Below are 25,449 nucleotides of genomic sequence, written 5' to 3' on the forward strand. Positions count from 1 at the left end.
TCCTTAGCCACGCCTTGTGGGCAGAGCTTAGCCCGCTGGCGACTGACCGCGCAGCGGACTTGAGCCGAGCGTTTCTACCAGCGGGCGCGCGCTCCGCGAGTATCGACGTGGGTGAAGCTGTTGTATTTGCCCACGCCTCCCAGTGAACCGACCCGCTGGTCAAGAAAGACATAGACGTCGTGGGGATCGACCCCTTTAACTTTCACATCGGCAGCATCTCCCTCCAGGTGACGGCTGTGTTTGACGCCGCCGACATTGCGGTTGTGGATGGGGCAGCGGTAGCCGGAGGTGATGATCACCGGGCTGTCGAACTCGGCGCGCAGGTCCTCCAGGATCTCCAGCAGCTGCCGGGGGGGATCGTAAGGCAGTTCGCCACAATGGTTGCAGGCAAACTCCTCGCGCAGAAAATGCTCACTGATACGGGTTGCCATGGTCTCTCCTCAAACCGGTACGGCGTTCCCTGACTGTGGCTTGGGCCGCCGTGGGCTGAGAGGCCTTGGAGTGAGTGAGGCACAAAACGCGACATCCAGTGGGGCCAGGGCCAGGCTAGCAGCCCGGACCAAGTTGAGCTGGCATGGGCTCTGTCCCGGTGAAGGTTTTGGTGTACGCTTGCAGGGCTTGAGTCAGAAAGCCAATGCATAACAAGAGGGTAGGTGTGAGCCAACAGCAAGGAAGTTCCCCGCATCAAGCGGGTAGGTGCTGGAGCCGTTTTGGCATCGTCGTGGTGGCCGTTTTGATGGGCCTGTTTGTTGCCTTTCCCAGTGTTGGCGTTGGGGCGGTGGCCCAGTTTACCCAGGTGGTGATCGAGCGCTTCGGTATCGCCCTTATCTTGTTCTCCACCTTGCTGGTGCTGTTGGCGTTGGGTCTGAGCGCCAGCCCGGTGGGCCGTTTGAGATTAGGGGGGGCTGAGGCCCAACAGGAGTTCTCCACCTGGAGCTGGTTGGCAATGCTGTTCACCGCCGGCATGGGCTCCGGCCTGATATTCTGGGGCATCGCGGAGCCTGTGTTTCACTTTGCTAATCCGCCGGCCTTCGTGCCGGAAGCGGCCCGGGGCATCGATCATGCCCTAGCGCTGACCTACTTCCACTGGGGTGTCCATGCCTGGGCGATCTACGCCCTGGCGGGGCTGGCCATTGCCTGGTTTGGTTTCGGCCGGGGCCGCTCGCTGCATATCTCCTCTAGCTTTACCGGTCAGGCCAACAAAGGCGGCTGGCGCTTGCTGGATTGGCTGGCGATCATCGCGATTCTATTCGGGGTGGCCGGCACCTTCGCCAATACCATCGCGCTGGTGCAGACCGGCCTGCAGCAGACCCTGTCACCGCAGATCGGCTCGGTGGGCTTTCGCTATGGCCTGATTTTGCTGATTGCGGTGCTGTTTACCACTTCCTCCATCCTGGGGTTGCAGCGGGGGATCCGGCGATTGAGCCAGTTCAACGCGTTGCTGATGCTGGTGATGGTGGCGGTGGTCTTGTTGTGGATCGATCCCTGGCAAACCCTGACCCGGTTGGCCTCCTCAGTGGGGCATTACCTGGCGATCCTGCCGGAGGTCTCGACCCGAATTGACCCTCAATCCCGTCAATGGAGCCTGGACTGGAGCGTCATCTACCTAGTGTGGTGGGTGGCCTGGGCGCCCTTTGTTGGCCCCTTTATCGCCCGTATCAGTCGGGGCCGCACGGTACGCCAGTTTCTGCTCTGTGTGGTGTTGGTGCCTACCGCCGCTTCACTGCTCTGGTTCAGCGCCTTTGGCGGCGCGGCATTGGCCCAGCCCTATGCGCCAGCGGTGATTGAAGCGGTGAACCAGGACTACACCCAGGGGCTGTTCCGCTTCTTCCAGCAGTTCCCGCTGGGGGCGGTGTTGTCGCTTTGCGCCATCCTGCTGCTGATCACCTTCATCATCACCAGCGCGGATTCGGCGCTGCTGGTGTGTGGCTGGCTGTCCGATGATGACAGCCACTGGGGGCGCCTGCTCTGGGCTGCCTTGCTGGTGACCCTCTCCATGGCGCTGCTGTACATCAACGACGTAGATCTAAACAAGCAGGTGGCCATCGCCGGCGCCTTGCCCTTTACCCTGGTGCTGCTGGCGCAGGTGGGGATGCTGTTGCGGGATCTGTGGCGCACTCGGGCAGCGCGATAATACCCAGCTTCGGTACTACTAAAACACTCAGGCCACCGCTCGGTGGCCTGAGTGTTTTAGTGGCGCCTATTGGGGGGCTTGCAGCAGGTAAACCGCAAACCGCTCCTGCTCTGCCAGCCAGTGGGTGACCGGCTGCCAGCCGGCGGATTTGGCCAGCTGACCGAACTCATCCGGGGTGTACTTGTAGGAGTTCTCGGTGTGGATACTCTCGCCGGCGGCCAGGTCGATGCGGTGAGGGCCGATGTTGAGCTCGGTGTCCTGCTCACTGATCAGGTGCATCTCGATGCGGCCTTGGCCCGGGTGGTAGAAGGCGTAGTGGCGAAACTGCTCGGTGGCAAAGCCCAGCTGCCAGCGCCGGTTGAGGTGGGCCAGGATATTGAGATTGAACTGGGCGGTGACGCCGGCCTGGTCGTTGTAGGCCCGGTGCAGTTGGTGCGGGCACTTCTTGGTGTCCACCCCAATCAACAGGTGCGAGCCCCGACCCAGGCTGCGGCGCAGGCGCTGCAGAAAGCTGCGGGCCTGGTCGGGCTGGAAGTTGCCGATGGTGGAGCCGGGAAAGAATCCCAGTCGCTGGCTACCACGCTCCGGCAGCACCACGTCCTGGGTGAAGTCCGCCTCGATGGGACAGATAGCAACCTTGGGGAAGCGCTGCTGCAGGCCTTCGGCGGCACGGCGCAGGTGGTCGCCGGCGATGTCGATGGGGTAGAAGCGTTGGAACCTGGGATTGGCGGCCAACAGCTCGGCCACCTTGACCAGCGAGCCGGCGCCGAACTCCACCAGCTCCATCGGCCCGTCGAAGTGCGCCTGCAGCTGCCTGGCAATGGCCGGCAGCATCGCCATCTCGGAACGATAGAGATAGTACTCCGGCAGCTCACAGATCCGGTCAAACAGGGCAGCGCCGCGGGCGTCATAGAAGAACTTGGCAGACAGGGTTTTCTGAGGCTGTTGTAACCCATCCAGTACCTCTTGCAGGGCACTGTCCCGCTGCCACGCGGGCGCGGGTTGAGGGTGGGATCCAGGCATGGTGTCAGTCCTTAGCCAGTCGCATTCCGGAGAATTGCCAGCGTTGGTGGGGGTAGAAAAAGTTGCGGTAGCTCAATCGCATCTGGGCCTTGGGGGTGGCGCAACTGCCGCCGCGCAGTACGTACTGACCCGACATGAACTTGCCGTTGTACTCGCCGGCGATGCCGGCGGTGGGGCGAAAGCCCGGGTAGGCGACGTAGGGGCTCTGGGTCCACTCCCACACATCACCAAAGAGTTGCTGCATCCCCTTTCCCGGGCTGGCCTGGGGTAGACCATTGCCGCTCTCGACAAAGTTGCCCTTGATAGGCTGATCCTGGGCGGCGTGCTCCCACTCCTGCTCGGTAGGCAGACGACCGCCAGCCCAGCGGGCATAAGCATCTGCTTCGAAGTAGCTGATGTGGCTGACCGGGGCTTCGAGATCCAGCGGTTGCAGTCCGGCCAAAGTAAACTGCTGCCACTGACCATCCGCGTCCTGCTCCCAGTAGAGTGGGGCCTGCCAGTGTTGCTGCTGGGCCAGGGCCCAGCCATCGGAGAGCCACAGGGTGGCCTGCTGATAGCCACCGTCCTGGATAAAGGTCAGCCACTCACCGTTGTTGATGGGCCGGTTGGCCAGGCGATAGGGCTGCAGGTGATATGGGTGGCGTGGCCGCTCGCAATCGAAGCCAAAGCCCTCATTCTCTGGTTGGCCAATGTCGACCAGTCCGCCCTCAAAGCGGTGATAGCTCAGTGGCGTTGCCTTGGCTTTGGCCTGATGACGCGGGGCGCGCCAGGCGGGGCGCAGCGGGTTGTGCCACAACAGGTGCAAGCTATCGGTGAGCATCAGCTCCTGGTGCTGCATCTCGTGGTGCAGGCCAAGGGTTTGCCAGAAATCGATGGGGACGCTGAAGCGGTCAGCGGTCTGGGTCATCGCCTGGTCCACATGGGCTCGGTAGTCCAGCACCTGCTGCAGGCTGGGGCGGGTCAATAGGCCCCGGTGGGCACGGAGAAAGGGCCGGCCGTGGCCCTGGTAGTAGGAGTTGAACAGGGCATTGAACTGGGGGTGGAACTGGCGGTAGCCGGGTAACAGGGGTTTGAGGATGAACTGTTCGAAAAACCAGGTGGTGTGGGCTAGGTGCCACTTGATGGGGCTGGCGTCCGGCATCGACTGGGCCACCATGTCCTCGGCGCTGAGGCCGTCGGTCAGGGCCACCGTCTGACGGCGGATATCGGGGTATTGGCAAGGGCTTGGCGCTGGCTCACTCATCGCTCACTCTCTTTTTTTGCACTGCAACAACCATAGTTGGGCCTGGCCACTACGTCGAAAAAGGGCGAAGTGAGGCGGCTTCAGTTCAGGGTGACGCTGGGGTATGACATTGGTGTGTCGGATGCGAGTAGAGTGATAGGCGGGGCGGGAAGGTACAGGTGGCAGAAACAACAACGCCCCTCGGGCGGAGGGGCGTTTCTGCAAAGTCGCGGATGTTATTCCGGCAGGATGATGTGAGGCACGAAGCGGGACAGGTCCTGGGTGATACGGCTGTGATCCTCGCGCACCGAGATCCCGGCGGCGCTGTCGCCGACGACCCAGGAGCCGATCAGGGCGTGATCCGGCTTGTCGCCGTCGCCAAAGCGCGGCAGCTGGGTGTAGCCCTGGTAGATCACCCCTTCCTCGCCGTAGGCACCGCCGGAGGATTCGACCACCTTGCCCTGTTCCAGGATCTCGATGTTGGCCCCCTCGCGGGAGTAGATCGGCTTCTTCACCAGCTTGCTCTCGGTACAGGTATCGAGGAAGTCCGGGAAGTAGGCGGGCAGCAGGTTGGGGTGGCCTTTGTGGTTGTGCCACAACACCGGCAGGATCGCCTTGTTGGAGAGGATCGACTTCCAGGCCGGCTCCAGCCAGCGCACGTTGGCCTTAGGTACGTACTGGGCGAACTCCTCCCGCAGCATGAACTCCCAGGGGTAGAGCTTGAAGCAGGCGCGGATGTCGTTGCCCTCGGGGTCAACGAACTGGTCCATGTCGCCCAGGCCGATCTGTTCGATGGCGGTGTAGCGGGTCTCCAGCCCGGCCTCGGCAGCGCAGTCTTCCAGGTATTGCACGGTGCCGCGATCCTCCACGCTCTCCTCGCAGGAGGCGAAGTGCAGCGGGGTCGGCGGCCACTGGCCCTTAAGCTCGGCAAAGCGGGCGATCATCGCTTCCTGGATGCCGTTGAACTGGTCACTGCCCGGTTGCAGGGTGCCGTCCTTGAGCCGGTCCTCCAGCCACAACCACTGGAAGAAGGCGGACTCGTACAGCGAGGTGGGGGTGTCGGCGTTGTACTCGAGGAACTTGGCCGGCCCCTTGCCGTCGTAGGCCAGGTCCATCCGGCCGTAGAGGCTGGGCTCCTTCAGACGCCAGGAGGAGGCCACCAGATCCCAGTGTTCCTCCGGGATGGCAAAGCGGCGCAGCAGGTTCTCGTTACGCACCACCTCGTCCACCACCTCCAGGCACATCTGGTGCAGCTCCTCGGTGGGATCTTCCAGATCCTGCTCAATCTGCTGCAGGGTGAAGGCGTAGTAGCGGGTTTCATCCCAGTAGGGCTCGCCATACATGGTATGGAAGTTAAAGCCGTACTCCTTGGCCTGCTCTTGCCAGTGGGCGCGGGGGGTGATCAGGTGACGCTGCATCTAGCCTCCGAAGCTGCGGCTGGTGGAGCGGGTGTTGGTGGCGCGGCTGCTGGCCTGGGCCTTCTGCGCGGCCATGGTGCCGAAGCCACCTGCCCGGGTCACCCGGGTGGGGGCAGAGGCTTTTTGGAACGCGGAAGGTGCAGCGCGTACGGTGCGATCGCCGCGGTTACCCACCACGTCACCCTTGCCGGTCACCAGCTTATCGCGGATGGGGGAGTTAGGCGCGGAGGAGGAGTAGACCGGCGCCTGGCGCGGGGCGCGGTTGCCCATCATCGAGCCCATCATGTAGCCCATCATCATCGGCATAAACCAGCCACCGCCACCACTGGCGTACTGCTGGCCCGGCTCGCTGGCGGCCGCGGCATCGGGGTTGTTGAATGCCTGGGTGTTCTCCGGGGCCGGTTCGCAGTTGCCGACGCCGAAGTCGGCCTCACACTGGGCCAGGCCATCGAAGCGCGGCGCGGTGGCCAGGTGGTCGACCTGGGCGGAGCCAAACACCTGGTCACACAAGGCGGGCTGATCGGGGTAGACCTGCTTGCACTCTTCGGCGTTGCGGTAGATCTGCGCCTCCTCTTGCTTGGGGGCCGGGGCACAGCCGGACAGCACCAGCGAGACGGAGACCGCCAGGGTGGTGGCTGCCGGCAACTGCTTGCGGAAGCGGGAGAGACGAACGTTACGACTGCGTTTCATTGCAACTCCTAGTAGCTCATGCAGGCGGCGTTGAGCACGCCGACGCTGATGTTGATGCTGGCCAGTACCACGGCACCGGCGATCTGATTGTTCTCGATCTTGCTGACGATGTTGGGCAGTAATACGAAGCGCACCACGGTAAAGGTCAGCAGCTGAGCGGCCATGGCAACGGCTGCCCAGATCAGGAAGTCGGTGTAGGCGATGGAGTGCTCAGCGGCAGAGGCCAGGGCCAGGGTGAAGCCCAGCAGGGCACCACCGATACTGATGGCGGCGGCGGTGTTGAAGTCTTTCTTTACCAGCTCCCACTCGTCGAAGGGGGTCAGCAGGGCGTAGAGGACCTTGAACACCACCATGGCGGCCAGGCCGGTGGCGAAGTACATCAGAAAGGGCAGCAGGCCCTCGAGGGATCCGTTCATGGTGATTCCTTGGGGTTAGGGTGCAATACAACAGAGTGTAAAGAATAGAGGGTGTTATCGCCGAAAGTCGGCCAAATAACAAGGCGGGGAAACGGTTAGAAGCAAATTGAAAAACTTTCTCAACAGCGTCTTTGCATTGTCATAAAGGGCTTTTCTACTGGTTCGGTATCGTTGAGCTATCAAGGAGGAGAAACAGAATGGACATCTACGTCGGCAACCTGGCCTATTCGGTGGACAAAACCGCTCTGCAGAAGGCCTTCGAGGCATTTGGCAAGGTGCTGCGCTGCACCGTGGTGATGGATCGGGAAAGCAACCAGTCAAAGGGCTTTGGTTTTGTGCAGATGGCCAATCGCGGTGAAGGCGAGGCGGCCATTGCCGCGCTGCATGGTCAATCACTGGAGGGGCGCACGGTACGGGTCAACGAGGCCAAGCCGCGCAACTGCTGAATCGGTGGATATCCGCCGTCGCTGGATCAACAAGGGGCCCGATGGGCCCCTTGGGTTTTCTTGACTCAGAGCGCGCCTTAGGCGGCCTTCTTCTCTGCCTCTTTGGGCGCGGTGCCCAGAGCCTTGTCCAGATCCTTCATCATCTGACGAATGCGTTTGTTATTGCCTTTCTTGGCCATGATTTACTCCCTTCTGCATTGATTCCTCTCCATATTAAGCAGGCTTTGCTCGATGAAGCAAATCGGCAGAGGGCAGGTTACAGCTCGAAGGTGTTGGTCAGCAGCTTGTACAGCTCGGTGCCCCGCTGCACGCTGGCGGAGGCAAAGTGCAGCACCGGGATGGCGTCACAGGGCAGGGTGAGGGTGTCACACAGGCCTGCCTCGTCGGTCTCTGCCAGGCGGTCGAAGTGCCAGAGTCGGGCCAGGGGCTCGCCGGCTTTCAGTAGCTGCTCCAGCGGGGCCAGGTACTCTACCTGGCCGCCGTTGGGGCTGTAGTAGGCGCGGTAGTCCTCCAGCTCACAGGCGTGGCGGGTGACCGGCTCGGACTGGAACGGGCTATCGGCCCACAGCGCGCCCCAGGGGGCAGAGCGGTGGCTGTGCTGCAGGTAGTTGAGCACCCCCAAGGCATCGCGCCGGGCGTCCGCCACGTTGAGGTACTCCTGGGAGCCCAGCTCCAGGGTGAAGCTGTCGACAAACACCGGCAGTTCACGGCCCTGGCTGGCAAAGCGCTCGGCCAGCTGCCACCAGGGGCTGAAGCTGGCTTCATCCAGGGCACCACCAAACTCAGAGGGCATCAGGATGTTGAGCGGGATGTTGAAGTCCCGTGCCCGCTCCCGGGCATAGCGGGGCACATAGAGGTGGCGACCGGAAACAGGCCCGGTGTGCAGATCCAACACGATGTCCGCCTCCACCGCCATCCGCTGCAGACGCAGGCACAGATGCTGGCCCACGGTCAGCCCCCAGGGAGAGTCGAGGCGCTGATCCAGCTGGGCGGTCAGGCGCTGGCGAAAGGCGTCACGGATGGCCTCGTCGCTTTGCTCCTGGTGCTCGGCGACAAAGCCCGCCAGTTCGCTGCCGTCGAAATGGTACTGGCGGTTCCAGTTGACCCCGGTGACCGGATCGAAGCGGCCCAGGGTGAACTCGCCGTTCTTGTGGTTGATGCCGATGGGGTTGGCCAATGGCACCAGGGTGATCTGACCGCGGGGCGGGTTGGCCTTGAACGCCTCCAGCAGGTGGTGGATCACCGCATTGCCCTGAACCTCGGCCCCGTGCAGGTTGGCCTGGATGTAGACCTTGGGCCCAGGCTCGGTGCCGGTGAGGGTGATCACCGGGATGGCGAGATCCACGCCGGTGGGGTGCTGGGCCACCGTCAGGGTGGTCTTTTCGATCTTCATGTCGTGGTTCCTAAATCGCGATCAGGCCAGGTAGTGGCTGGCGGGCTGGGCCGGACGAACGGTGTGCAGCTGCTCGCCATCCCAGACCAGCTCCGCTGGCAGGGTGTGGCACAAGAAGTAGGGCATGCTCTCGGTAAAGCCGTAGGCACCGGCCTGGTGAAAGCAGAGCCAGTCGCCGCGGGCCAGCCCCTCGGGCAGGCTGACGTCACCCAGGTTATCCAGCCCGGTACACAGGGCACCGCGGATCTGGAACGGACCCAGCTCGCCGGCCACCTCGCCAAGTGGGGTTACCGGAAACGCCTGGCCTGTGAGCGCCGGACGCAGGGCGTGTTGGCTGCCGCCTTCGATCACCGCAAAGCGAACATCCTGGTTGGCCTTGATGTCCGCTACCGGGCTGAGGTACACCCCGTGCGGGCCCACCGCGTAGCGGCCCAGCTCCATCCAGCACTCACCCAACTGGTAGCGAGCCTTGAGTTCGACCAGGCCAGCGCAGATGGCGCCCCAGTCCAGATCCTTACTTTGGCCATGGTAAGGGATCCCCAGGCCACCGCCCAAATCGACGATGGGCTGCTCCACCTGCCAGGCATCCAGCAGGGCGGCCAGTTGCGGCATCGCCGCCTGCCAATGAGCCAGCAGCTGCTGCGCTTCAAGGATATTGCCCCACTGGAAGCAGTGCACGCCAATCAGCTCCAGCGCCGGATCCAGGGTGATGGCTTGCGGCATCCACTGCTCCGGTGTCAGGCCAAAGGGGGTGGCGTCACTGCCACCGAGTACATTGATCCCCTCCTGCTCGGATTCGGGCCAGGCCAGCTGAACCCGCAGCAGCACCTGCACCTGGACCTGTTCGGCCCGGGCCACCTGGGCTAGATCTTCGGCCTGCTGGTGGCTCTCCAGCACAAAGATCCGCACACCGCGCTGAACAAAATGGCGCAGCATCGCCGGGGTCTTAACAGGACCTGTATTGAGGATCCGCGACGGGCAGACTCCCTGGGCCAGCACCTGCTCCAGCTCACCGGGGCTGGCCACGTCAAAGCCGAAGCCGGCCTGGTCCAGGCACTGGATCACCCGGGACAGGGGATTGGCCTTGACCGCGTACCAAAGCTTGGCCGGGGCATCACCGAGACGCTGCAGGTGGCTCTGCAGGCCCGGCAGGTCGTAGGCGTAGAAGGGGCTGGCCAGTTGCGCCGCTGCCTGTTGCAGCGGCGTCAGCATCGGCACCGGGATGGCGTGGGGCTGGTTCATTTAGCGCAATACCTCTTCCAGCTCCAGTGCCGCATCGGAGCGCTCGTCGCGGTACTTGATGATCACCGGGCACTGCACCGACAGACCCATCTGCCGGCCCCATTCGCTGCTGGCCGGACGGCTGCCGGGTACCACGATGGCGTTCTCCGGGATCGGCTCGCCCTTGTCCAGTTGGCGCTGGTTGACCAGGTCATACACCGGCACCGCGGCGGAGAGCTGAACGCCCGGGGCCAGCACGGCGCCGCGCTTAACGATCACCCCTTCCACCAGTACGCAGCCGGCACCGATGAAGGCGTCGTCCTCGACGATCACCGGGGCCTGGCCCACCGGCTCCAGTACGCCGCCGATCTGCACCCCGGCGGAGAGGTGCACGTTCTTGCCGATCTGGGCACAGGAGCCCACCAGGGCGTGGCTGTCCACCATGGTGCCACTGTCGACGTAGGCGCCGATGTTGATGTAGGCCGGCGGCATGATCACCACCCCGGGAGCCACATAGGCGCCGCGGCGCACCGCGCTGCCACCGGGTACCTGGCGGACCTGATCGGCCACGGTGAAGCGCCGCGGGGCCAGGTTGTGCTTGTCCACCGCACCGGGGAAGTCGTCATCAAAGCTGGTCATCTCGCCGGCGGGGAACACTGACAGGATCCCCTGCTTGACCTCGGTGTTGGCGTGCCACTGGCCCTGCTCATCCTGGTAGGCGGCGCGGACTTGGCCTTGCTCCAGTTGGTTCAACAGGGTCTGCCAGGTGGGGAGGGTGATGGCTTGAGCTTGGGACATGGATTTTTCCTTTTGATCTTGTTCGTTATCGTTTTTGTTGTTTAGGCGGCGTCGATAAAGCGGTCGTGGACACGCTGGACCACCTGGTTGGCGACCGCTTCGTTCACCAGGAAGCAGAGGTTATGGGGGCTGGCCCCCTGGCAGATCATCCGCACGTTGTCCGGCGCCACGGTGGCGAAGGTGAGTTCGCTTACCGCCGGGCGGCTGTGGACGTCGTTACCGATCACCGCGATCAGGGCCAGATCCCGCTCCACCTCGACCCGGGCCAGCTGACCCAGCTCGGCCAGCACCGCCTCGGTCAGCAGCTCGTGGCCATTGGCGGCACTGCCCGCCTCATCCAGGGTCAGGGCGATGCTGACCTCGGAGGTGGTGACCAGATCGACGCTGAGGTTGTGGCGGGCGAGGATGGCAAACACCTCGGCCAGGAAGCCGGTGGCGTGCAGCATGTTCATGCTATGGACGGTCACCAGGGTCTGCTGGCGGCGCAGCGCCACGGCGCGCACCATGGGACGCTGCTGGGTAGTGGGCAGGATGCGGGTGCCGCCGGCAACCGGTTCACGGCTGGAGCCGACAAATACGGCGATGTTGTTGGCAACCGCAGGGATCAGGGTGGCGGGGTGCAGCACCTTGGCACCGAAGGTGGCCAGCTCGGCGGCCTCGGCAAAGCTGATCTCGGCGATGGCGCGGGCACCGGGGCAAAGGCGGGGATCGGTGGTGTAGATCCCGGCCACATCGGTCCAGATCTCCACCTCGTTGGCCTGTAAGCCAGCAGCCAGCAGGGCGGCGCTGTAATCGGAGCCACCGCGGCCGAGGGTGGTGGTGTGGCCGTCGGCGTCGGCACCAACAAAGCCCTGGGTAACCACCACCTGCTGCTCGAGCTGGGCGGCCAAGTGCTGCTGGCACAGCTGGCGGATCTCGGCCTGGTTGGGCATCGCCTTGCCGTGGTGGCCGTCGGTGCGCATCACCTGGCGCACGTCGAAGCAGCTGGCGCTGACGTGCTGGTTCAAGATGCGGCTGAACAGCAGCGAGGAGAAGCGCTCGCCGTAGGCCAGCAGCTCATCCTTCCAGGCGGCAACAGTGGCGCTGGGGCCGACGCTGGCCAGGGTGGCCAGTTGGTCCAGCCAGAGGTGAACCTGCTCGGTCACCGCCGGCTCGGCCAGCGGCTCGCAGATCCCCTGTTGGATTCGGTGGATGGTGGCCAGGTGCTGATCCCGCTCGGCGGCATCGGGTTGGTTGCCCAGGGCAACCAGGGCGTTGGTGACGCCGGCGCTGGCACTGACCACCACCAGGCGGACCTGGGGACGGCTGGCCACCAGCTCGGCGCAACGCTGCATGGCGGCGTAATCGGCCACGCTGGTGCCGCCAAACTTGGCAACGGAGAAGACGGAATTGGGATGTGACTGGGACATCGCTCTCTCTCGAACTTAGTAAACAGACGTTAAGTTCGGAGAGCTTGGCATTTGCACCGAGGGCCGACCCAGGCTGGGCGGCAAAAGGATTCGCAAAGACCAGAAGCTCTCCACCAAAGGGTGACAGTTGCGAGGATTCAGCCTCTACAACCGGCAGCGATCCGAGCCAAACGGCCCGCTGCCTCGGCGCCAATCCCCATCGTCTGTTGTCATCGGTGTTTGCTCACCTCGAACAGAGTACCTGGTTGGCGCTCCTCTTCTGGTCCCGGTGGGCTGTCCATCTGGACGGCCACAAATATGGGACGGGGCCATTAAACATCGCTCACCGGACGATGTCAATCACTGAACCGCCAGCGAGTCGGTCTCCTCCGGCCCGGTGGTGGCGTGTTGGTGCTGATCGGGATCCGCCGGTAGCAAGGCTGCCTGCAGCTGTCCCAACAGCTTGGGCAGGGCCGCCTGCAGCAGGGTGTCCTGATTGGATTGGATTGCCAGGGTGAGGTTGTGCTCGGGCAGGTGGTGGACCAGGGTGACGTAGCCGGGGAAGTAGCCGTGATGGACCCACAGCCGGTGGCCCTGCTCCTGGGGATAGAGCGACAGGGTAGTGGGATAGGGGGCGTTGACCCGGGGGCGGCTGTAGCGCGGCAGTGGTGGCGGTGTCAGCAGCAGGGTCAGTGTCTCCTCGTCCAGCAGCTGGCCGTTGAACAGGCCATGGTAGAAGCGCACCAGCATCTTGGGTGTGGTCACCAGGCCAACCCCGCTCCAGTCGAGCTGAGGCGGTACGATCAGCTCCCCTTGCTCGTTGAGGTTACGCCCGTCCGGGCCCATGGCCAGCCGCATCAGCGGATTGCGACTGCTGAGGTAGCCGGGGATCAGCCCCTCGATCTGACGCTGGTTGGCGGGCAGGGTGTCCACCAGCCCCAGCGGCAGCAGCACCTTGCGATAGAGCTGGCGGTAGTAGTCGTCGCCGGTGGCGGACTCGATGATCAGGCACAGCAGGTTGTCGTTGGCCGGCGACAGGGCGATCTGCTGTCCGGCGGGGAACAGTGGACTGCGACTGCGCAGTCGCTCCAGCACAAAGGTGGCGGAATAGGCTTGCTCCCAATCGGTGAGGTTACGCCACAACATCGACCAGGCCAGGCGCCGCTGGGATAGGGGATCCGGCAGGCCGCTGCTGTGCCGCAGCAGGTGACGAATGGTGAGGGTAGGGTAGTTGGGAAGCTCGATCATCCAGGGGTAGCGGGTTGCCAGGTACTGGTCGATGGGGGCGTCGAGATCCAGCACACCCTGTTGAGCCAGCAGCAGGGTCAGGGCGGCCAGGTGAGCCCGGCCGGTATGGCCACCATGAAAGCGGTGGTGCGTGGTCATGGGTTGATTGTGTTGCGGGTCAACGTAGCCGGTGGCGAAGGTTTGGATCGGCTCCTCTGCCCGGACCCAGGCCACCGAGAGGCCGTTGGCATCGAGCTCCTGGGCCTGGCGCAGCAGGGTGCGGTGCAGCTCGGTGGCCGCCGTATCCCTGGGCAACCAGACGGTAATAGCGATCAGTATCAGGCAAGCGGTGGCGCGAACCTTACCCATGGGGTTGGCATCTCGACTGCGGTGACCGGTGATGATCTAGAGTGTATCCGCTTTCTGCGACGGTGCCGGATTTTGGTCGCGCTGGGGGCCGATACCAGGTTACCCCCGCCTGGCCTGATTAGCCTTTCAGTGCGCCAAGCCTCAGCGGCCTGAGGCTTGGCGCGACCGGAGGGTTAATGGATGTCGCTTTCTGGGGTGAAACTTTGCTGCAGTGCCCGTTGCTTGTAGAACCAGCGCTCAAAGTTTTGTTTTAGGGTGCTGGATCCCAGCATACGCTGAAGCTCGGCTTGGTCTCTTGTCGGCGGTTGGGTCAGCCAGGCCATGCCGTTTTTACCACGTTGATAACCCTGCTCGAACAGCCGCTGCATCTCCTCATCGTCGACCTGGGTCAGATCGCTGTTGAGCTCGAAATCCGGTGGGATCGAGGCCAGGTGGAAGTTGGCCTGTTGGACCATGGAGGTCAGCCAGAGCTTATAGATTGAGCTGGCGGAGTTGGCCTTGAGCAGGGTGGAGACCGAACGCGCCATGATGGGAAACAGGCTGTTGGTGACCGGCGGTGCCGGCGGGCCGTCATCCAGCCGACCGCTATGGATGACGTAGTTGTTGATAATGAAATCCTCGTGCTCCAGCTCGATGACTTGCTCAACTTCATGCCAGATGGCGTCATAGTCGGCGAAGAACACGTTCTGAGTCACCCCGCCATCCACATGCATCTGCTCGAAGCGGCCTTCGGGGGTGTTGACCTCGAACATCACCGGCGGAAACAGCATGGGCACCGAGGCGGACGCCAGCACTACCTTGCGGTAAAGCTGGTGCTTGTCGGCACGATCACTGATCGCGATCTTACCCAGGTCCCAGACGGTAAACCGGGCACCATCCAGGTTGGTTGTGCCCACGTAGAGTCGGCGGCCTTTAAGGTACTCTTCACCGACCGCGGCGATCACCTTCGGCGTCAGGCTCTGTTCCAGCAGCGACATAAAGCCCTCACCCACATACTCAGAACCGGTTTTGAACAGCGAGACCTGCGCCTTGTTGGAAGAGAGTAGCTCGGTGGCGGCGTAGCCATCGTGGATCATCTGTTGGTCGTAATCGGAGCCCAGGAAGGCATAGGTGGCGATCAGCGCGCCAACAGACACGCCGGTGACGATATCAAACTCGGGCCGGGTACCGGTTTCACTCCAACCGGAGAGGATCCCGGTGGCGTAATGGCCGCGCACGCCGCCGCCGGACAACAGCAGCAGGTTCATCGGAATGGGTTGATCCGGGTATTGCTGACGGTGGCTTTGGATGTTGTTGATGACGATCTGCGCGTACTCGGGGATCGGCTCCGGGGCGCTCAGGTCATCCTGGGCTTCGAGGGTGCCCCAAGGCACGGTTCGGGTTAACTCTTCAGGCAAGGTGCGAGGTGGGTTGCTGGCGCAGGCCGTCAGCAACAGAACAAAGCAGAAACAAAGAGTTCGAGCGGGCATGTGCCAATCCATCAGCCGGTTTCGCTTGATGATACACACGGGAGCGACTTACTTACAGTGGGCTTTGTCCTTGCGCTGGTCGACAGCAGGCAGGCTCAGGCGATGCTGGGAGAAGCAGGCAGTGGGTAGGGGCTTGGAGCGAGGCGGGCACCGGGGTGGTGCCCGCATGGGGGTCACCCTTCCGGGTAGACCTTCTCTTTGAACTCACACAGGTCTTCAATCAGGCAGGAGCCGCAGCGCGGCTTGCGGGCCAGGCAGGTGTAGCGACCGTGAAGGATCAGCCAGTGATGGACGTCCACCTTGAACTCGGCGGGCACTACCTTGAGCAGCTTCTCCTCCACCTGGTCGACGTTCTTACCCATGGCGAACTTGGTGCGGTTGGAGACCCGGAAGATGTGGGTGTCCACGGCGATGGTGGGCCAGCCAAAGGCGCAGTTGAGCACCACGTTGGCGGTTTTACGACCTACCCCGGGCAGGCGCACCAGGGCATCCAGATCCTCCGGCACCTCACCACCGTGCTCCTCCACCAGGATGCGGGCCGCCTTGATGACGTTCTCCGCCTTAGTGTTGTAGAGGCCGATGGTCTTGATATGTTGTTTGACCCCGTCTACTCCCAGATCCAGCATCGCCTGTGGCGTGTTGGCGGCGGGAAACAGGGTGCGAGTGGCCTTGTTCACCGACACATCGGTGGCCTGGGCGGACAGGGCCACCGCCACCAGCAGCTCATAGGGGTTGGAGAACTCCAGCTCGGTTTCCGGGTTGGGGTTGTCGTCGCGCAGGCGCTCCAGTATCTGGCGCCGTTTCTCTTTATTCATGGTGCTTCCCTAAACAAAATCGAGGTTACTGGGTGACGCGCACGCGCTCTACCTTGGCTGCGTCTTCCGGCTTGGGGGCAAAGCGCCGTTCCATGCTGGCGTCCAGGCGGTTCTTAAGGGCGATCAGCAGGCCCATGGCGATGAAGGCACCCGGCGGCAACAGCGCCAGCAGGAAGGGACTTTTCAGCTCAAACAGCTGGACCCGCAACACGCTGGCCCAGTCGCCCAGCAGCAGATCGGCGCCATCAAACAGGGTGCCCTGACCCACCAGCTCGCGGGTGCCGCCCAGCAGCATCAGCACCAGGGTAAAGCCCAGGCCCATCATCAGGCCATCCCAGGCCGCCAGGCTAACAGGGTTGCGGGAGGCAAAGGCCTCGGCCCGGCCGATGATGACGCAGTTGGTGACGATCAGCGGCAGGAAGATCCCCAGGCTCAGGTAGAGACCGTAGGCGTAGGCGTTGACCAGCAGCTGCACGCAGGTCACCAGCGAGGCGATGATCATCACGTAGACCGGGATGCGGATCTCGTTGGGGATCCCCTTACGCAGCAAAGAGACCAACACGTTGGAGCCGATCAGCACCACCATGGTGGCCAGGCCCAGCCCCATGGCGTTGGTCAGGGTGTTGGTGACGGCCAGCAGCGGGCAGAGGCCGAGCAGTTGAACGATGCCCGGGTTGTTCTTCCACAGCGACTGCCAGACGATGTCGCGGTATTGGCTCATAGTGTCTCTCCACAACCGGGGGCGAGCAGGATGCTCTCCTTGTTGCGATCGAAGTAGATCAGGGCGTTCTTCACCGCCCCGACAAAGGCCCGCGGGGTGATGGTGGCGCCGGTGAACTGGTCGAAGTCGCCACCGTCGCGCTTGACCGCAAAGCGGCTGTCGGTGGCGGTCTCCAGTCGGTAACCCTCGAAGCTGCTGACCCAGTCGGAGCGACGGGTCTCAATCCAGTCACCCAGGCCCGGGGTCTCGTTATGGGACAGGGTGCGCACCCCCAGAATCTCGCCGCTCCAGCTGACCCCAACGATGATGTGGATGTCGCCGTTATAGCCATCCGGCGCGGTGGCCTCGATGGCGACAGCCACAGGCTCCCCTTGCTCGGTAGCAACGAACGCCTGCTGAGGCGCCGGGCTGCCTAGGTACTGAGGGCTGGTCAGCGCCTTGCAGCTGTCGTGCAGGGCGTTGTCGTAGCCCTCGGCGGGGATGATCTGGTCCAGGGTAGCCAGCAGTTGTAAGCGCTGCTGCTCGGCAATCTTATCCTTGGTGCCCTGAAAGGTCAGGGCCACCAGGCCGGCGGAAGCCAGGCCAAACAGGGCCAACAGAGCGCCATTCTTCTTCATTGACGGGATCATGTCAGCTCCGGTGTCCGTAGGTGCGAGGGCGGGTGTAGTAGTCGATCAGCGGCACGCTCAGGTTGGCCAGCATCACCGCGAACGCCACCGCATCGGGGTAGCCGCCAAAGGTGCGCACCAGGTAGATCAGCACGCCGATCAGGGCACCGAATACCAGCCGACCCCGGTTGGAGGTGGCGGCGCTGACCGGATCGGTGGCGATAAAGAAGGCGCCGAACATGGTGGCCCCGGTGAACAGGTGCAGGCTGAGGCTGCCGGTACCATCCGGGTGCAGCAGGTTGCCGATCAGGGCACAGAGGCTCAGGGAGGCCAGCATCGCCACCGGGATGTGCCAGCGGATCACCTTGAGTTTCAGCAGCGCCAGGCCACCGATTAGGAACGCCATGTTAACCCAGCCCCAGCCCACGCCGACAAAGCCATCGAAGATCGGCTTGGCCAGGCTTTCACTGGCGGTGTAGCCCAGGGTCAGATCGGTCTTGAGGGTATCCAGCGGGGTGGCCATGGTGGTGCCGTCGATGCCCAAACGCAGGGCTTCGACCTGGGCACCCTCCAGGCCGGTGAGGATGGCGGCAATGCTGTCGCCCAGGCCCAGGGTGGTCTCGGCTAGGGATTGTGGCGGCAGCCATTGGGTCATCTGTGCCGGGAAGGAGATCAGCAGGGTGACGTAGGCGGCCATGGCCGGGTTAAACAGGTTCTGACCAACCCCGCCGTAGACCTGCTTGACCAGCACAATGGCAAACAGGCTGCCCAGTACCGGGATGTACCAGGGAGCCAGCGGCGGCAGGCAGATCCCCAGCAGTACGCCGGTGACCAGCGCGGTGTTGTCGGACAGGGCGGCCTTGATGGAGCGGCCGCGCATCGCCACGCAGGCTGCTTCAGCGGCGAGGGCGGTGACCACCGCCAGGGCGATCTGGACCAGGTTACCCCAGCCAAAGAAATACCATTGGGCGAGGACGCCGGGCAGGGTGCACAACACCACCAGCATCATCACCTTGCTGGTGGGCAGGCGATCCTGCATATGGGGGGAGGAGGCAATCTTAAACGCCATCAGTTGTTCTCTTTGTCCTGTGTCGTACCAGCGGCGTCTTCGGCGCGCTTGGCGGCTTGCTTGGCTTTGGCCTTAGCGATGGCGGCAGCGACTGCGGCCTTGCGTTTCTGCTCCGGGCTGGCCGGCTTTTCGGTGCTGGCCTGCGCTGAAGTCTCTGTGCTGTCAGCCTGCGGGGCTGGCGGCGTAGGCTCTGAACCATTGCTCCCGCTTGCATCGGCACTGTTGGCCTTAGCTGCGGCTTGCTTGGCCTTGGCCTTAGCGATGGCAGCAGCGACTGCAGCCTTGCGCTTCTGCTCCGGGCTGGCCGGCATTTCACTGCTGGCCTGCGCTGCAGGCTCTGCATTGTCAACCTGCGGGGCTGGCTCGGCCGTATCGCCAGAGTCTGCAGTGGTGCTACTCGCATTAGCCGCGGCCTGCTTGGCCTTAGCCTTGGCGATGGCAGCAGCGACAGCGGCCTTGCGCTTCTGCTCCGGGCTGGCCGGCTGTTCACTGCTGGCCTGCGCTGAAGGCGCTGCGCTGTCAGCCTGCTGGGCTGGCGGCGTAGGCTCTGAGCCATTGCTACCGCTCGCGTCGGCACTGTTGGCCTTAGCTGCGGCTTGCTTGGCCTTAGCCTTGGCGATGGCAGCAGCGACAGCGGCCTTGCGCTTCTGCTCCGGGCTGGCCGGCATTTCGCTGCTGGCCTGCGCTGAAGACTCTGAGCTGTCAGCCTTGGCTGCGGCCTGCTTGGCCTTGGCCTTAGCGATGGCAGCGGCGACAACGGCACTGCGTTTTTGCTCCGGGCTAGCCGACCTTTCGCTGCTGGCCTGGGCTGAAGCCTCTGCATTGTCAGCCTGCGAGGCTGGCTCGGTCGCATTGCCAGAATCTGCTTTGGCCGCGGCTTGCTTGGCCTTGGCTTTGGCGATGGCGGCGGCCACCGCGGCGCTGCGATTGGGTTTGTTGCCTGCCGGCGCGTCTGCTGTCTTGCTGGCGTCTGCAGCGGCGGCCTGTTTTGCCTTGGCACGGGCGACGGCGGCGGCGACGGCTGCCCGTTTGGCATCGCCCCCGCTGCTGGCTTGCTCGGCGTTATCCGGCTCGGTCGGCGCTTTGTGCTGCTGACGCTGGGCTGCGGCTTGCTTGGCCTTGGCCCGGGCAATGGCGGCAGCTACGGCCGCGGGCTTACCACTGACATCCGCGCTGTCGGTTGAGGGGGCAGCCTCGGCGCTCTCTTTCTGAGCCTTGGCCAGGCGAGCCTGCTCTTTACGACGGCGGCGCAGTTCAGCCATATCGACACCGTCACCAGCATCGTCGGCCTTGGCGGCTTTAAGCTTGGCGATGGCCGCGGCCACGCCGGCAGTGGGCTTAGCAGGCTTGAGCGCGGCGGCTTTCTTATGACGGCTTTCTCGCTCGGCTTTCTCCTCTGCCAAACGCGCCTGGCGAGCCTCGAAGCGGATCTTGGCCTGTTCCGCCTTGGCGTGCTTGGCAGCCTGATCTTTGAGCGCGGACTTGGCCAGACGGTAGTGCTGCACCAGCGGGATGTCCGAGGGGCAGACAAAGGCGCAGACACCGCATTCGATGCAATCAAACAGGTTGAGTGCTTCCGCCTTATCGTGCTCGCCGGCCTGGCTGTGCCAATACAGCTGCTGCGGCAGCAGTTGCTGGGGGCAGACCTGGGCACATTCACCGCAGCGGATGCAGTTGCGCGCCGGCGGCTGTGGCGGCAGCTCGCACAGGCTGGGCACCAACAGGCAGTTGGTGGCCTTTTGCACCGACACCTTGGGGCTGGGCAGGGCAAAGCCCATCATCGGGCCACCCATGATCAGCGGCTGCTGCGGCAGCGGCTCGGTTTGGCTCTGGGCCAGCAGCCAGTCGATGGGACTGCCCAGGCGGACCCAGTAGTTGCCGGGATTGCCCGCCTGTTCGCCGGTGACTGTGACCACCCGCTCGATCAGCGGCATGTCGTCAAACACCGCCTGCTTGATGGCAAAGCAGGTGCCGACGTTGTGCATCAGGATCCCCAGATCCGCCGGCAGCTTGCCCTGGGGGATCTCTTGGCCTGTGAGGATCTGCACCAGCTGCTTCTCACTGCCGGAGGGGTACTTGGTGGGGATGGTGCGGATCAGCACCTGCTCCGAGGTCAGGTTGCTGCGGCTCAGTGCGTCGGTCAGTGCCTGTTGCGCCTCGGGCTTGTTGTCTTCTACCGCAATGACCACCCGCTCCGGGCTGATGAGATGACGCAGCACCTCAATTCCCTGAAGGATGGCATCGGCCTGTTCGCGCATCAGCCGGTCATCGGCACTGATGTAGGGCTCGCACTCGGCACCGTTGATCAGCAGAAAGCGGATCTTGGAGTGGCCGCCCAGCTTTACCGCCGAGGGGAAGGTGGCGCCACCCAGGCCGACGATGCCGGCGTCCTGGATAAGCTGGCGCAGCTCACTGTTGTCCACCGCCTGGATGCTGGAGCGCGGAGTCCGGGGGCGCCAATGGTCTTCGCCGTCTGGCAGCAGCTCAATGCAGGGCTCGCTCAGGCCGGAGGGGTGGGCTACGGTGCGCGGTTCGATGCGGCCGATGGTGCCGGAGGTTGGCGCGTGCACCGGTACCGTCATCGGTGCGGTGGCGCGGGTCAGTGGCTGGCCTTTGAGGACCTTGTCGCCACTTTTGACCAGCAGTTCACCGGCCACACCAATGTGCTGGCGCAGCGGGATCCACAACACCGGCGGCAATGGCAGGGATTGGATAGGGGTCTGGTTGGACAGGGACTTGCGCTCCGGCGGATGGATGCCGCCGGGGAAGGTCCAGAGCTGGCCTTTGTCGATCTGTTCTAGCAAGGTTTGCACGGGCCGCCCTCTTACAACTGTTTGACCGGGATACGGGTCAGATCCCAGTCCCAGTTTTGTGTGGTCATGGCGATGGGGCGCATCTCGATGCAGTCCACCGGGCAGGGCTCGACGCAGAGATCGCAGCCAGTGCACTGATCGGCGATCACCGTGTGCATCTGTTTGCCGGTGCCGACGATGGCGTCTACCGGGCAGGCCTGGATGCACTTGGTGCAGCCGATGCAGTCCTCTTCAATGATGAACGCCACCTTGGGGGTGTTGTCCGCTTCGCCCTCCAGTGCCGGGGCTTCGACCCCCAACATGTCTGCCAGTTTGGCGATGGTGGCCTCGCCACCCGGGGGGCAGCGGTTGATGGGCGCCTCGCCGCTGGCGATCGCCTCGGCGTAGGGGCGACAGCCCGGGTAGCCACACTGACCGCACTGGGTCTGCGGCAGGGTTTGCTCAATCTGCTCAACGATGGGATCGCCTTCCACTTTAAAGCGGACGGCGGCGTAACCCAGCAGGACACCGAAGATCAGCGCCAGCACGGCCAATACCAGGGCCGCAATCAGGATACTGCTCATTTCACCAACCCGATAAAGCCCATGAAGGCCAGCGACATCAGGCCGGCGGTGATCATGGCGATGGACGCCCCGCGGAAGGGGGTGGGCACGTCGGCGGCGGCCAGGCGCTCACGCATAGCGGAAAACAGGATCAGCACCAGAGCAAAGCCGGCGGCGGCACCGAAGCCATAGACGATGGAGCTGATGAAGTCGTGCTGTTCGTTGATGTTGAGCAGGGCCACGCCCAGCACGGCACAGTTGGAGGTGATCAGCGGCAAGTAGATCCCCAGCACACGGTGCAGGGAGGCACTGGTTTTACGCACCACCATCTCCGTCACCTGAACCACCACGGCGATCACCAGGATAAAGGAGAGGGTACGCAGGTAGGTGAGCTCCAGCGGTACCAACAGGTACTGATGGACCAGGTAGCTGGTGGTGGAGGCCAGTGTCAGTACAAAGGCGGTGGCCATCGACATACCGATGGCGGATTCAAGCTTGCCGGAGACGCCCATAAAGGGACACAGGCCCAAAAACTTCACCAGGACGAAGTTATTGACCAGCACGGTACTTACCAGCAAGAGCAGGTATTCGGTCATGAACACAGAGACAGAAGGAAAACTAAGCGGATATTATCGGCAAAGGGGGCGCGTTAAACAACAGACAGGCAGTAAGGTTACTGCCTGTCTGGGCAAGAGATAGTCACTGAATCCGGTTTTCTGACTGAGGCTGTGACCAAGGTTGCGGTGGGGCTATCAGGTTACCCTGCAGTCCATCCAGCCGCAGCGCCTCCAGGGTCAGACGTTCCTCCACCTGTTCGACGTGGGTGGCCACCACCTGGATCTCCAGACGTGCAGCCAAATCCAGCAGCATCTTGATAAAGAAGCGGTTATCGCCGTTGTCCTCGATGCCCTTGACGTACTCGTGGGTCAGCTTGACGTAGCTGGGGCGCAGCTGTTGCAGGGCCTTAAAGGAGGTCAGGCCGTTGCCGAAGCGATCGATGGCGATGCGAACCCCCAAGGTGCCTGCGCGCTCCACCCAGGGCTCCAGCTCCGCCGGTGCCATCTCCAGGCTGCGCTCAGTTAACTCCAGGATAAGGCGCCCGGCCAGCTCGTGGTGCTGACTGAGTCGGTCCAATACCCATTGGCGAAAACCCGGGTCCAGCATGGCGCGGGGACTGAGGTTGATACCGTAGTGGGCGTGGCTGTCTGCCTCGCTGTTGAGCCGGTTTAGCAGGATGGTGAACACCAGCTTATCCAGCTCAATGGCCCGGCCGCAGCGCGCCGCCATGGCAAACACGGTTTCGGTCGCCAGCGGTTGGCCCTGACTGTTACGGAATCGCACCAGCAGTTCGCGGTACAGCTCCTGGCCCTGTCTGGGCGCGGTGATGCATTGCGACACCACCTGAATGTTGGCGCTATCGATGATCTCGTCGATCACCTGTTGCCAGTGGTCCCGGTCCAACTCAACACTCAGCAGGCTCGAGGTCATCAGGTAGCCGGTATTGGGGCCCTGGGAGGCGGCCATGGCAATGCCGGTATCCAGGTGCATCAGCAGCTGGCTCAATCGGTCATGGGGCTGGTAGGGCACCACCGCCAGGTAGCCGGCGCTGTCTACCTCCAGCCGCTTGGCCAGCTCCGCCAGGGTGTGCTCCATGGGTTTAATACGGGCGCCAATGGCCTCGGCATCGCTGCTCGGGGCCTGGATCAAGAAGTCAGCGCCGCTGTAGCGATAGAGTCCGGCGTCCTCCAGGCTAGCGATCTGGCTTTTGAGGGTGACAGCCAGCAGCTTCAGGTAGCTGTCACCGGCTTCTTTGCCGCTTCGCTGATTGATCTCCTCCAAGGCACCAGCACGGACCAGCATCAGGAAGCCCTCGCTTTGGGTTTCCAGCCCTTCACCTGTGAGCCGCTGGTTGAAGGCCACTCGGTTGGGAAGACGGGTGACGGGATCCTGCTTTGCCTGGTCCTGTTGCTGGGCATTCTGACTTTTCATCTGTTTGAGCTGATTCTGGTAGCTCAGATGCAACTCATCGGCCAGCTTAAGCAGGGGGGTCAGTGGACCTGAATGCGGTGGCAACCGCTTGTTGAGGGCGCCGGTGGGTTGCAGTGACTGGCACAGGCTGAGAAGTTGCGCCTGGATGGCGTGGTTGCGACGCCAACTGATCAGGGCCAGCAACAACGCCATTAAGGAGAAGCTCAGCAGGGCGTATCGATAGCCTGCCTTCGAAGCTTTCAGATAGTTGTTGGGGCTGAGGCCAAACTGCAGTTCGGTGCTGGCCAGCTTCAATTGCCGTTGGCCGGTGCCCTCGGACAGGATAGGTTGCAGCCAGTGAGGCTCGGCGGTGGGCGCTGCCAGGGTCTGGGGCAGGACGTCGGTGAGCTCTTTGAGCTGGGCGTACTGGAAGCGGTAATGTTGGCCTAGCTGGTCAAAGAGCATCGGCAGGTCGCCGTGTTCGGTTGTCCGCACCTGACCGGTGATGACATCGGCATCTCGTTGCATCATCTGCTCGGCAACAGAAACGCGGTAAAGGGTGAGGGTAACAAGCCCCACCAGCCAAGCCAACGCAATGGCGAGCAAGGCAGATCTAACACCAGGCATCATGCTGAAAATCCTTTTCACGCAATAGATCACTAGGTTACACCGTGACACCTGTTTCCGGTCAAGAGAAAAACGCGCCAGTAAGTGAGTCGGGGCGGACCAGTGAGGCTTTCATTGGTAACTCCAGGAGGCCGTGCGCTGTTTCAGTGATCGAACCGCTCGCCATAATCTGTCATCACGAAAAAAAAGCCTCGCAATGCGAGGCTTCATCGAAGGTGGCTCCCCCTGCTGGACTTGGGGCAGCGACATACGCCGATTTGGACAGAGCCAGTCCGCCGTTCTACCGACGTAAGCATTGGATAGCCCGGAAACAAAAAAAGCCTCGCAGTGCGAGGCTTCATCGAAAGTGGCTCCCCCTGCTGGACTTGGGGCAGCGACATACGCCGATTTGGACAGAGCCAGTCCGCCGTTGTACCGACTGACTTCGCGATCATGACCTGAGCGCTGAAACGAAAAAAGCCTCGCAATGCGAGGCTTCATCGAAAGTGGCTCCCCCTGCTGGACTTGGGGCAGCGACATACGCTGATTTGGACAGAGCCAGTTCGTCGTTCTACCGACTGACTTCGCTTTCCAGATCTAAGTGCAGAAACGAAGAAAGCCTCGCAGTGCGAGGCTTCATCGAAAGTGGCTCCCCCTGCTGGACTTGGGGCAGCGACATACGCTGTTTCTAACCAGAGCCAGTCCGCCGTTCTACCGACTGACTTCGCGATCCAGATCGGAGCGCTGAAACGAAAAAAGCCTCGCAGTGCGAGGCTTCTCCGAAGGTGGCTCCCCCTGCTGGACTTGAACCAGCGACATACGGATTAACAGTCCGCCGTTCTACCGACTGAACTAAGGGGGAACAGATTGTGACGTGTTTAAGCTGACGCCTCAGCGAAAGTGGCTCCCCCTGCTGGACTTGAACCAGCGACATACGGATTAACAGTCCGCCGTTCTACCGACTGAACTAAGGGGGAACAGATTGTACGTGATTAACCTAGCGTCCCAGTGTTCCCTTGAACCAGCGACATACGCCAACCGGTATGAGTACAGTCCGCGGTGCTCTACCTTCCGACTGAACTAAGGGGGAACA

22 protein-coding genes, 2 tRNA genes and 1 riboswitch are annotated in these 25,449 nt (G+C 62.9%); of the genes, 2 read left to right on the plus strand and 22 right to left on the minus strand.

What is annotated here, in order from left to right; all coding sequences use genetic code 11:
- Positions 1–74: 74 nt before the first annotated feature.
- Positions 75–431 carry a D-Ala-D-Ala carboxypeptidase family metallohydrolase gene (locus BUC04_RS20310; protein WP_067662054.1) on the minus strand — a complete coding sequence of 119 codons (357 nt, stop codon included), beginning with the start codon at positions 429–431 and terminating at the stop codon, positions 75–77.
- A 203-nt stretch (positions 432–634) separates the two neighbouring features.
- Between BUC04_RS20310 and BUC04_RS20315 the strand changes: the two genes are divergently transcribed.
- The gene (locus tag BUC04_RS20315) at positions 635–2,134 is read left to right on the plus strand and encodes a BCCT family transporter (protein ID WP_067662060.1); all 1,500 of its coding nucleotides are present in this window, start codon (positions 635–637) and stop codon (positions 2,132–2,134) included.
- A gap of 66 nt (positions 2,135–2,200) precedes the next feature.
- Here BUC04_RS20315 and egtD read toward each other — a convergent pair whose 3' ends face one another.
- The 5 genes from egtD to BUC04_RS20340 all read right to left on the minus strand — a co-directional run bounded on the left by egtD (position 2,201) and on the right by BUC04_RS20340 (position 6,903).
- Complete coding sequence (gene egtD, locus BUC04_RS20320; protein WP_073326123.1) at positions 2,201–3,157, minus strand: L-histidine N(alpha)-methyltransferase; 957 nt, start codon at positions 3,155–3,157, stop codon at positions 2,201–2,203.
- Between the two features lie 4 nt (positions 3,158–3,161).
- Positions 3,162–4,400 (minus strand): ergothioneine biosynthesis protein EgtB, encoded by a 1,239-nt coding sequence (gene egtB, locus BUC04_RS20325; protein ID WP_067662062.1) that lies wholly within the window; start codon positions 4,398–4,400, stop codon positions 3,162–3,164.
- Positions 4,401–4,615: 215 nt separating this feature from the next.
- On the minus strand, positions 4,616–5,797 hold the full coding sequence (locus tag BUC04_RS20330) for a glutathionylspermidine synthase family protein (RefSeq protein WP_067662065.1): 1,182 nt from the start codon (positions 5,795–5,797) through the stop codon (positions 4,616–4,618).
- Positions 5,798–6,487 carry a DUF1190 domain-containing protein gene (locus tag BUC04_RS20335; RefSeq protein ID WP_067662068.1) on the minus strand — a complete coding sequence of 230 codons (690 nt, stop codon included), beginning with the start codon at positions 6,485–6,487 and terminating at the stop codon, positions 5,798–5,800. It abuts the gene before it with no gap.
- Between the two features lie 8 nt (positions 6,488–6,495).
- Complete coding sequence (locus tag BUC04_RS20340; protein WP_067662071.1) at positions 6,496–6,903, minus strand: DUF350 domain-containing protein; 408 nt, start codon at positions 6,901–6,903, stop codon at positions 6,496–6,498.
- A gap of 197 nt (positions 6,904–7,100) precedes the next feature.
- Between BUC04_RS20340 and BUC04_RS20345 the strand changes: the two genes are divergently transcribed.
- On the plus strand, positions 7,101–7,349 hold the full coding sequence (locus BUC04_RS20345) for an RNA recognition motif domain-containing protein (RefSeq protein ID WP_067662074.1): 249 nt from the start codon (positions 7,101–7,103) through the stop codon (positions 7,347–7,349).
- A gap of 256 nt (positions 7,350–7,605) precedes the next feature.
- On the opposite strand, the gene BUC04_RS20350 is transcribed toward BUC04_RS20345, so the two are convergent.
- From BUC04_RS20350 to BUC04_RS20425, 16 genes are all read right to left on the minus strand, one after another.
- On the minus strand, positions 7,606–8,742 hold the full coding sequence (locus BUC04_RS20350; protein ID WP_067662079.1) for a succinylglutamate desuccinylase/aspartoacylase family protein: 1,137 nt from the start codon (positions 8,740–8,742) through the stop codon (positions 7,606–7,608).
- Positions 8,743–8,763: 21 nt separating this feature from the next.
- The gene (locus BUC04_RS20355) at positions 8,764–9,984 is read right to left on the minus strand and encodes a PLP-dependent decarboxylase (protein WP_234977464.1); all 1,221 of its coding nucleotides are present in this window, start codon (positions 9,982–9,984) and stop codon (positions 8,764–8,766) included.
- Positions 9,985–10,761 (minus strand): 2,3,4,5-tetrahydropyridine-2,6-dicarboxylate N-succinyltransferase, encoded by a 777-nt coding sequence (locus tag BUC04_RS20360; protein WP_067662081.1) that lies wholly within the window; start codon positions 10,759–10,761, stop codon positions 9,985–9,987.
- Positions 10,762–10,802: 41 nt separating this feature from the next.
- Complete coding sequence (lysC, locus tag BUC04_RS20365; RefSeq protein ID WP_067662084.1) at positions 10,803–12,170, minus strand: lysine-sensitive aspartokinase 3; 1,368 nt, start codon at positions 12,168–12,170, stop codon at positions 10,803–10,805.
- 95 nt (positions 12,171–12,265) lie between these two features.
- Positions 12,266–12,437: riboswitch (Lysine riboswitch) on the minus strand.
- A 72-nt stretch (positions 12,438–12,509) separates the two neighbouring features.
- The gene (locus BUC04_RS20370) at positions 12,510–13,745 is read right to left on the minus strand and encodes a serine hydrolase domain-containing protein (protein ID WP_067662087.1); all 1,236 of its coding nucleotides are present in this window, start codon (positions 13,743–13,745) and stop codon (positions 12,510–12,512) included.
- 173 nt (positions 13,746–13,918) lie between these two features.
- A complete protein-coding gene (locus tag BUC04_RS20375) occupies positions 13,919–15,214 on the minus strand; it encodes a patatin-like phospholipase family protein (protein ID WP_067662090.1) in 1,296 nt (431 codons plus the stop codon).
- A 173-nt stretch (positions 15,215–15,387) separates the two neighbouring features.
- Positions 15,388–16,029, minus strand: coding sequence for an endonuclease III (gene nth, locus BUC04_RS20380; protein ID WP_067662093.1), 642 nt, complete (start codon positions 16,027–16,029; stop codon positions 15,388–15,390).
- A gap of 25 nt (positions 16,030–16,054) precedes the next feature.
- Positions 16,055–16,750 (minus strand): electron transport complex subunit E, encoded by a 696-nt coding sequence (locus tag BUC04_RS20385; protein WP_067662096.1) that lies wholly within the window; start codon positions 16,748–16,750, stop codon positions 16,055–16,057.
- On the minus strand, positions 16,747–17,379 hold the full coding sequence (rsxG, locus tag BUC04_RS20390; protein WP_067662098.1) for an electron transport complex subunit RsxG: 633 nt from the start codon (positions 17,377–17,379) through the stop codon (positions 16,747–16,749). The genes BUC04_RS20385 and rsxG overlap by 4 nt, the downstream gene beginning before the upstream one ends.
- A 1-nt stretch (position 17,380) precedes the next feature.
- Positions 17,381–18,427 carry an electron transport complex subunit RsxD gene (rsxD, locus tag BUC04_RS20395; protein WP_067662100.1) on the minus strand — a complete coding sequence of 349 codons (1,047 nt, stop codon included), beginning with the start codon at positions 18,425–18,427 and terminating at the stop codon, positions 17,381–17,383.
- Positions 18,427–21,240 carry an electron transport complex subunit RsxC gene (rsxC, locus tag BUC04_RS20400; RefSeq protein WP_067662102.1) on the minus strand — a complete coding sequence of 938 codons (2,814 nt, stop codon included), beginning with the start codon at positions 21,238–21,240 and terminating at the stop codon, positions 18,427–18,429. Before rsxC ends, rsxD begins: the two co-directional genes overlap by 1 nt.
- A gap of 11 nt (positions 21,241–21,251) precedes the next feature.
- Positions 21,252–21,803 carry an electron transport complex subunit RsxB gene (gene rsxB / locus BUC04_RS20405; protein WP_067662105.1) on the minus strand — a complete coding sequence of 184 codons (552 nt, stop codon included), beginning with the start codon at positions 21,801–21,803 and terminating at the stop codon, positions 21,252–21,254.
- Positions 21,800–22,378 (minus strand): electron transport complex subunit RsxA, encoded by a 579-nt coding sequence (gene rsxA, locus BUC04_RS20410; RefSeq protein WP_067662108.1) that lies wholly within the window; start codon positions 22,376–22,378, stop codon positions 21,800–21,802. Before rsxA ends, rsxB begins: the two co-directional genes overlap by 4 nt.
- 103 nt (positions 22,379–22,481) lie before the next feature.
- A complete protein-coding gene (locus BUC04_RS20415; RefSeq protein WP_082766746.1) occupies positions 22,482–24,380 on the minus strand; it encodes an EAL domain-containing protein in 1,899 nt (632 codons plus the stop codon).
- Positions 24,381–25,142: 762 nt separating this feature from the next.
- Positions 25,143–25,218, minus strand: a tRNA-Asn gene (locus BUC04_RS20420).
- A gap of 39 nt (positions 25,219–25,257) precedes the next feature.
- Positions 25,258–25,333, minus strand: a tRNA-Asn gene (locus BUC04_RS20425).
- Positions 25,334–25,449 lie beyond the last annotated feature (116 nt).

Origin of the sequence: Ferrimonas marina (assembly GCF_900129905.1) — a bacterium.
GTDB lineage: Bacteria > Pseudomonadota > Gammaproteobacteria > Enterobacterales > Shewanellaceae > Ferrimonas > Ferrimonas marina.

Excerpts from the sequence above, each read along its gene's own strand:
- BUC04_RS20345 (WP_067662074.1), top strand. The coding sequence starts at position 7,101 with ATGGACATCTACGTCGGCAACCTGGCCTATTCGGTGGACAAAACCGCT.
- BUC04_RS20330 (WP_067662065.1), bottom strand. The coding sequence starts at position 5,797 with ATGCAGCGTCACCTGATCACCCCCCGCGCCCACTGGCAAGAGCAGGCC.
- BUC04_RS20360 (WP_067662081.1), bottom strand. The coding sequence starts at position 10,761 with ATGTCCCAAGCTCAAGCCATCACCCTCCCCACCTGGCAGACCCTGTTG.
- rsxG (WP_067662098.1), bottom strand. The coding sequence starts at position 17,379 with ATGATCCCGTCAATGAAGAAGAATGGCGCTCTGTTGGCCCTGTTTGGC.
- BUC04_RS20415 (WP_082766746.1), bottom strand. The coding sequence starts at position 24,380 with ATGATGCCTGGTGTTAGATCTGCCTTGCTCGCCATTGCGTTGGCTTGG.
- BUC04_RS20310 (WP_067662054.1), bottom strand. The coding sequence starts at position 431 with ATGGCAACCCGTATCAGTGAGCATTTTCTGCGCGAGGAGTTTGCCTGC.
- egtB (WP_067662062.1), bottom strand. The coding sequence starts at position 4,400 with ATGAGTGAGCCAGCGCCAAGCCCTTGCCAATACCCCGATATCCGCCGT.
- BUC04_RS20385 (WP_067662096.1), bottom strand. The coding sequence starts at position 16,750 with ATGAGCCAATACCGCGACATCGTCTGGCAGTCGCTGTGGAAGAACAAC.
- BUC04_RS20355 (WP_234977464.1), bottom strand. The coding sequence starts at position 9,984 with ATGAACCAGCCCCACGCCATCCCGGTGCCGATGCTGACGCCGCTGCAA.
- BUC04_RS20350 (WP_067662079.1), bottom strand. The coding sequence starts at position 8,742 with ATGAAGATCGAAAAGACCACCCTGACGGTGGCCCAGCACCCCACCGGC.
- rsxA (WP_067662108.1), bottom strand. The coding sequence starts at position 22,378 with ATGACCGAATACCTGCTCTTGCTGGTAAGTACCGTGCTGGTCAATAAC.
- BUC04_RS20340 (WP_067662071.1), bottom strand. The coding sequence starts at position 6,903 with ATGAACGGATCCCTCGAGGGCCTGCTGCCCTTTCTGATGTACTTCGCC.
- lysC (WP_067662084.1), bottom strand. The coding sequence starts at position 12,170 with ATGTCCCAGTCACATCCCAATTCCGTCTTCTCCGTTGCCAAGTTTGGC.
- BUC04_RS20335 (WP_067662068.1), bottom strand. The coding sequence starts at position 6,487 with ATGAAACGCAGTCGTAACGTTCGTCTCTCCCGCTTCCGCAAGCAGTTG.
- BUC04_RS20370 (WP_067662087.1), bottom strand. The coding sequence starts at position 13,745 with ATGGGTAAGGTTCGCGCCACCGCTTGCCTGATACTGATCGCTATTACC.
- BUC04_RS20315 (WP_067662060.1), top strand. The coding sequence starts at position 635 with ATGCATAACAAGAGGGTAGGTGTGAGCCAACAGCAAGGAAGTTCCCCG.
- nth (WP_067662093.1), bottom strand. The coding sequence starts at position 16,029 with ATGAATAAAGAGAAACGGCGCCAGATACTGGAGCGCCTGCGCGACGAC.
- BUC04_RS20375 (WP_067662090.1), bottom strand. The coding sequence starts at position 15,214 with ATGCCCGCTCGAACTCTTTGTTTCTGCTTTGTTCTGTTGCTGACGGCC.
- rsxD (WP_067662100.1), bottom strand. The coding sequence starts at position 18,427 with ATGGCGTTTAAGATTGCCTCCTCCCCCCATATGCAGGATCGCCTGCCC.
- egtD (WP_073326123.1), bottom strand. The coding sequence starts at position 3,157 with ATGCCTGGATCCCACCCTCAACCCGCGCCCGCGTGGCAGCGGGACAGT.
- rsxB (WP_067662105.1), bottom strand. The coding sequence starts at position 21,803 with ATGAGCAGTATCCTGATTGCGGCCCTGGTATTGGCCGTGCTGGCGCTG.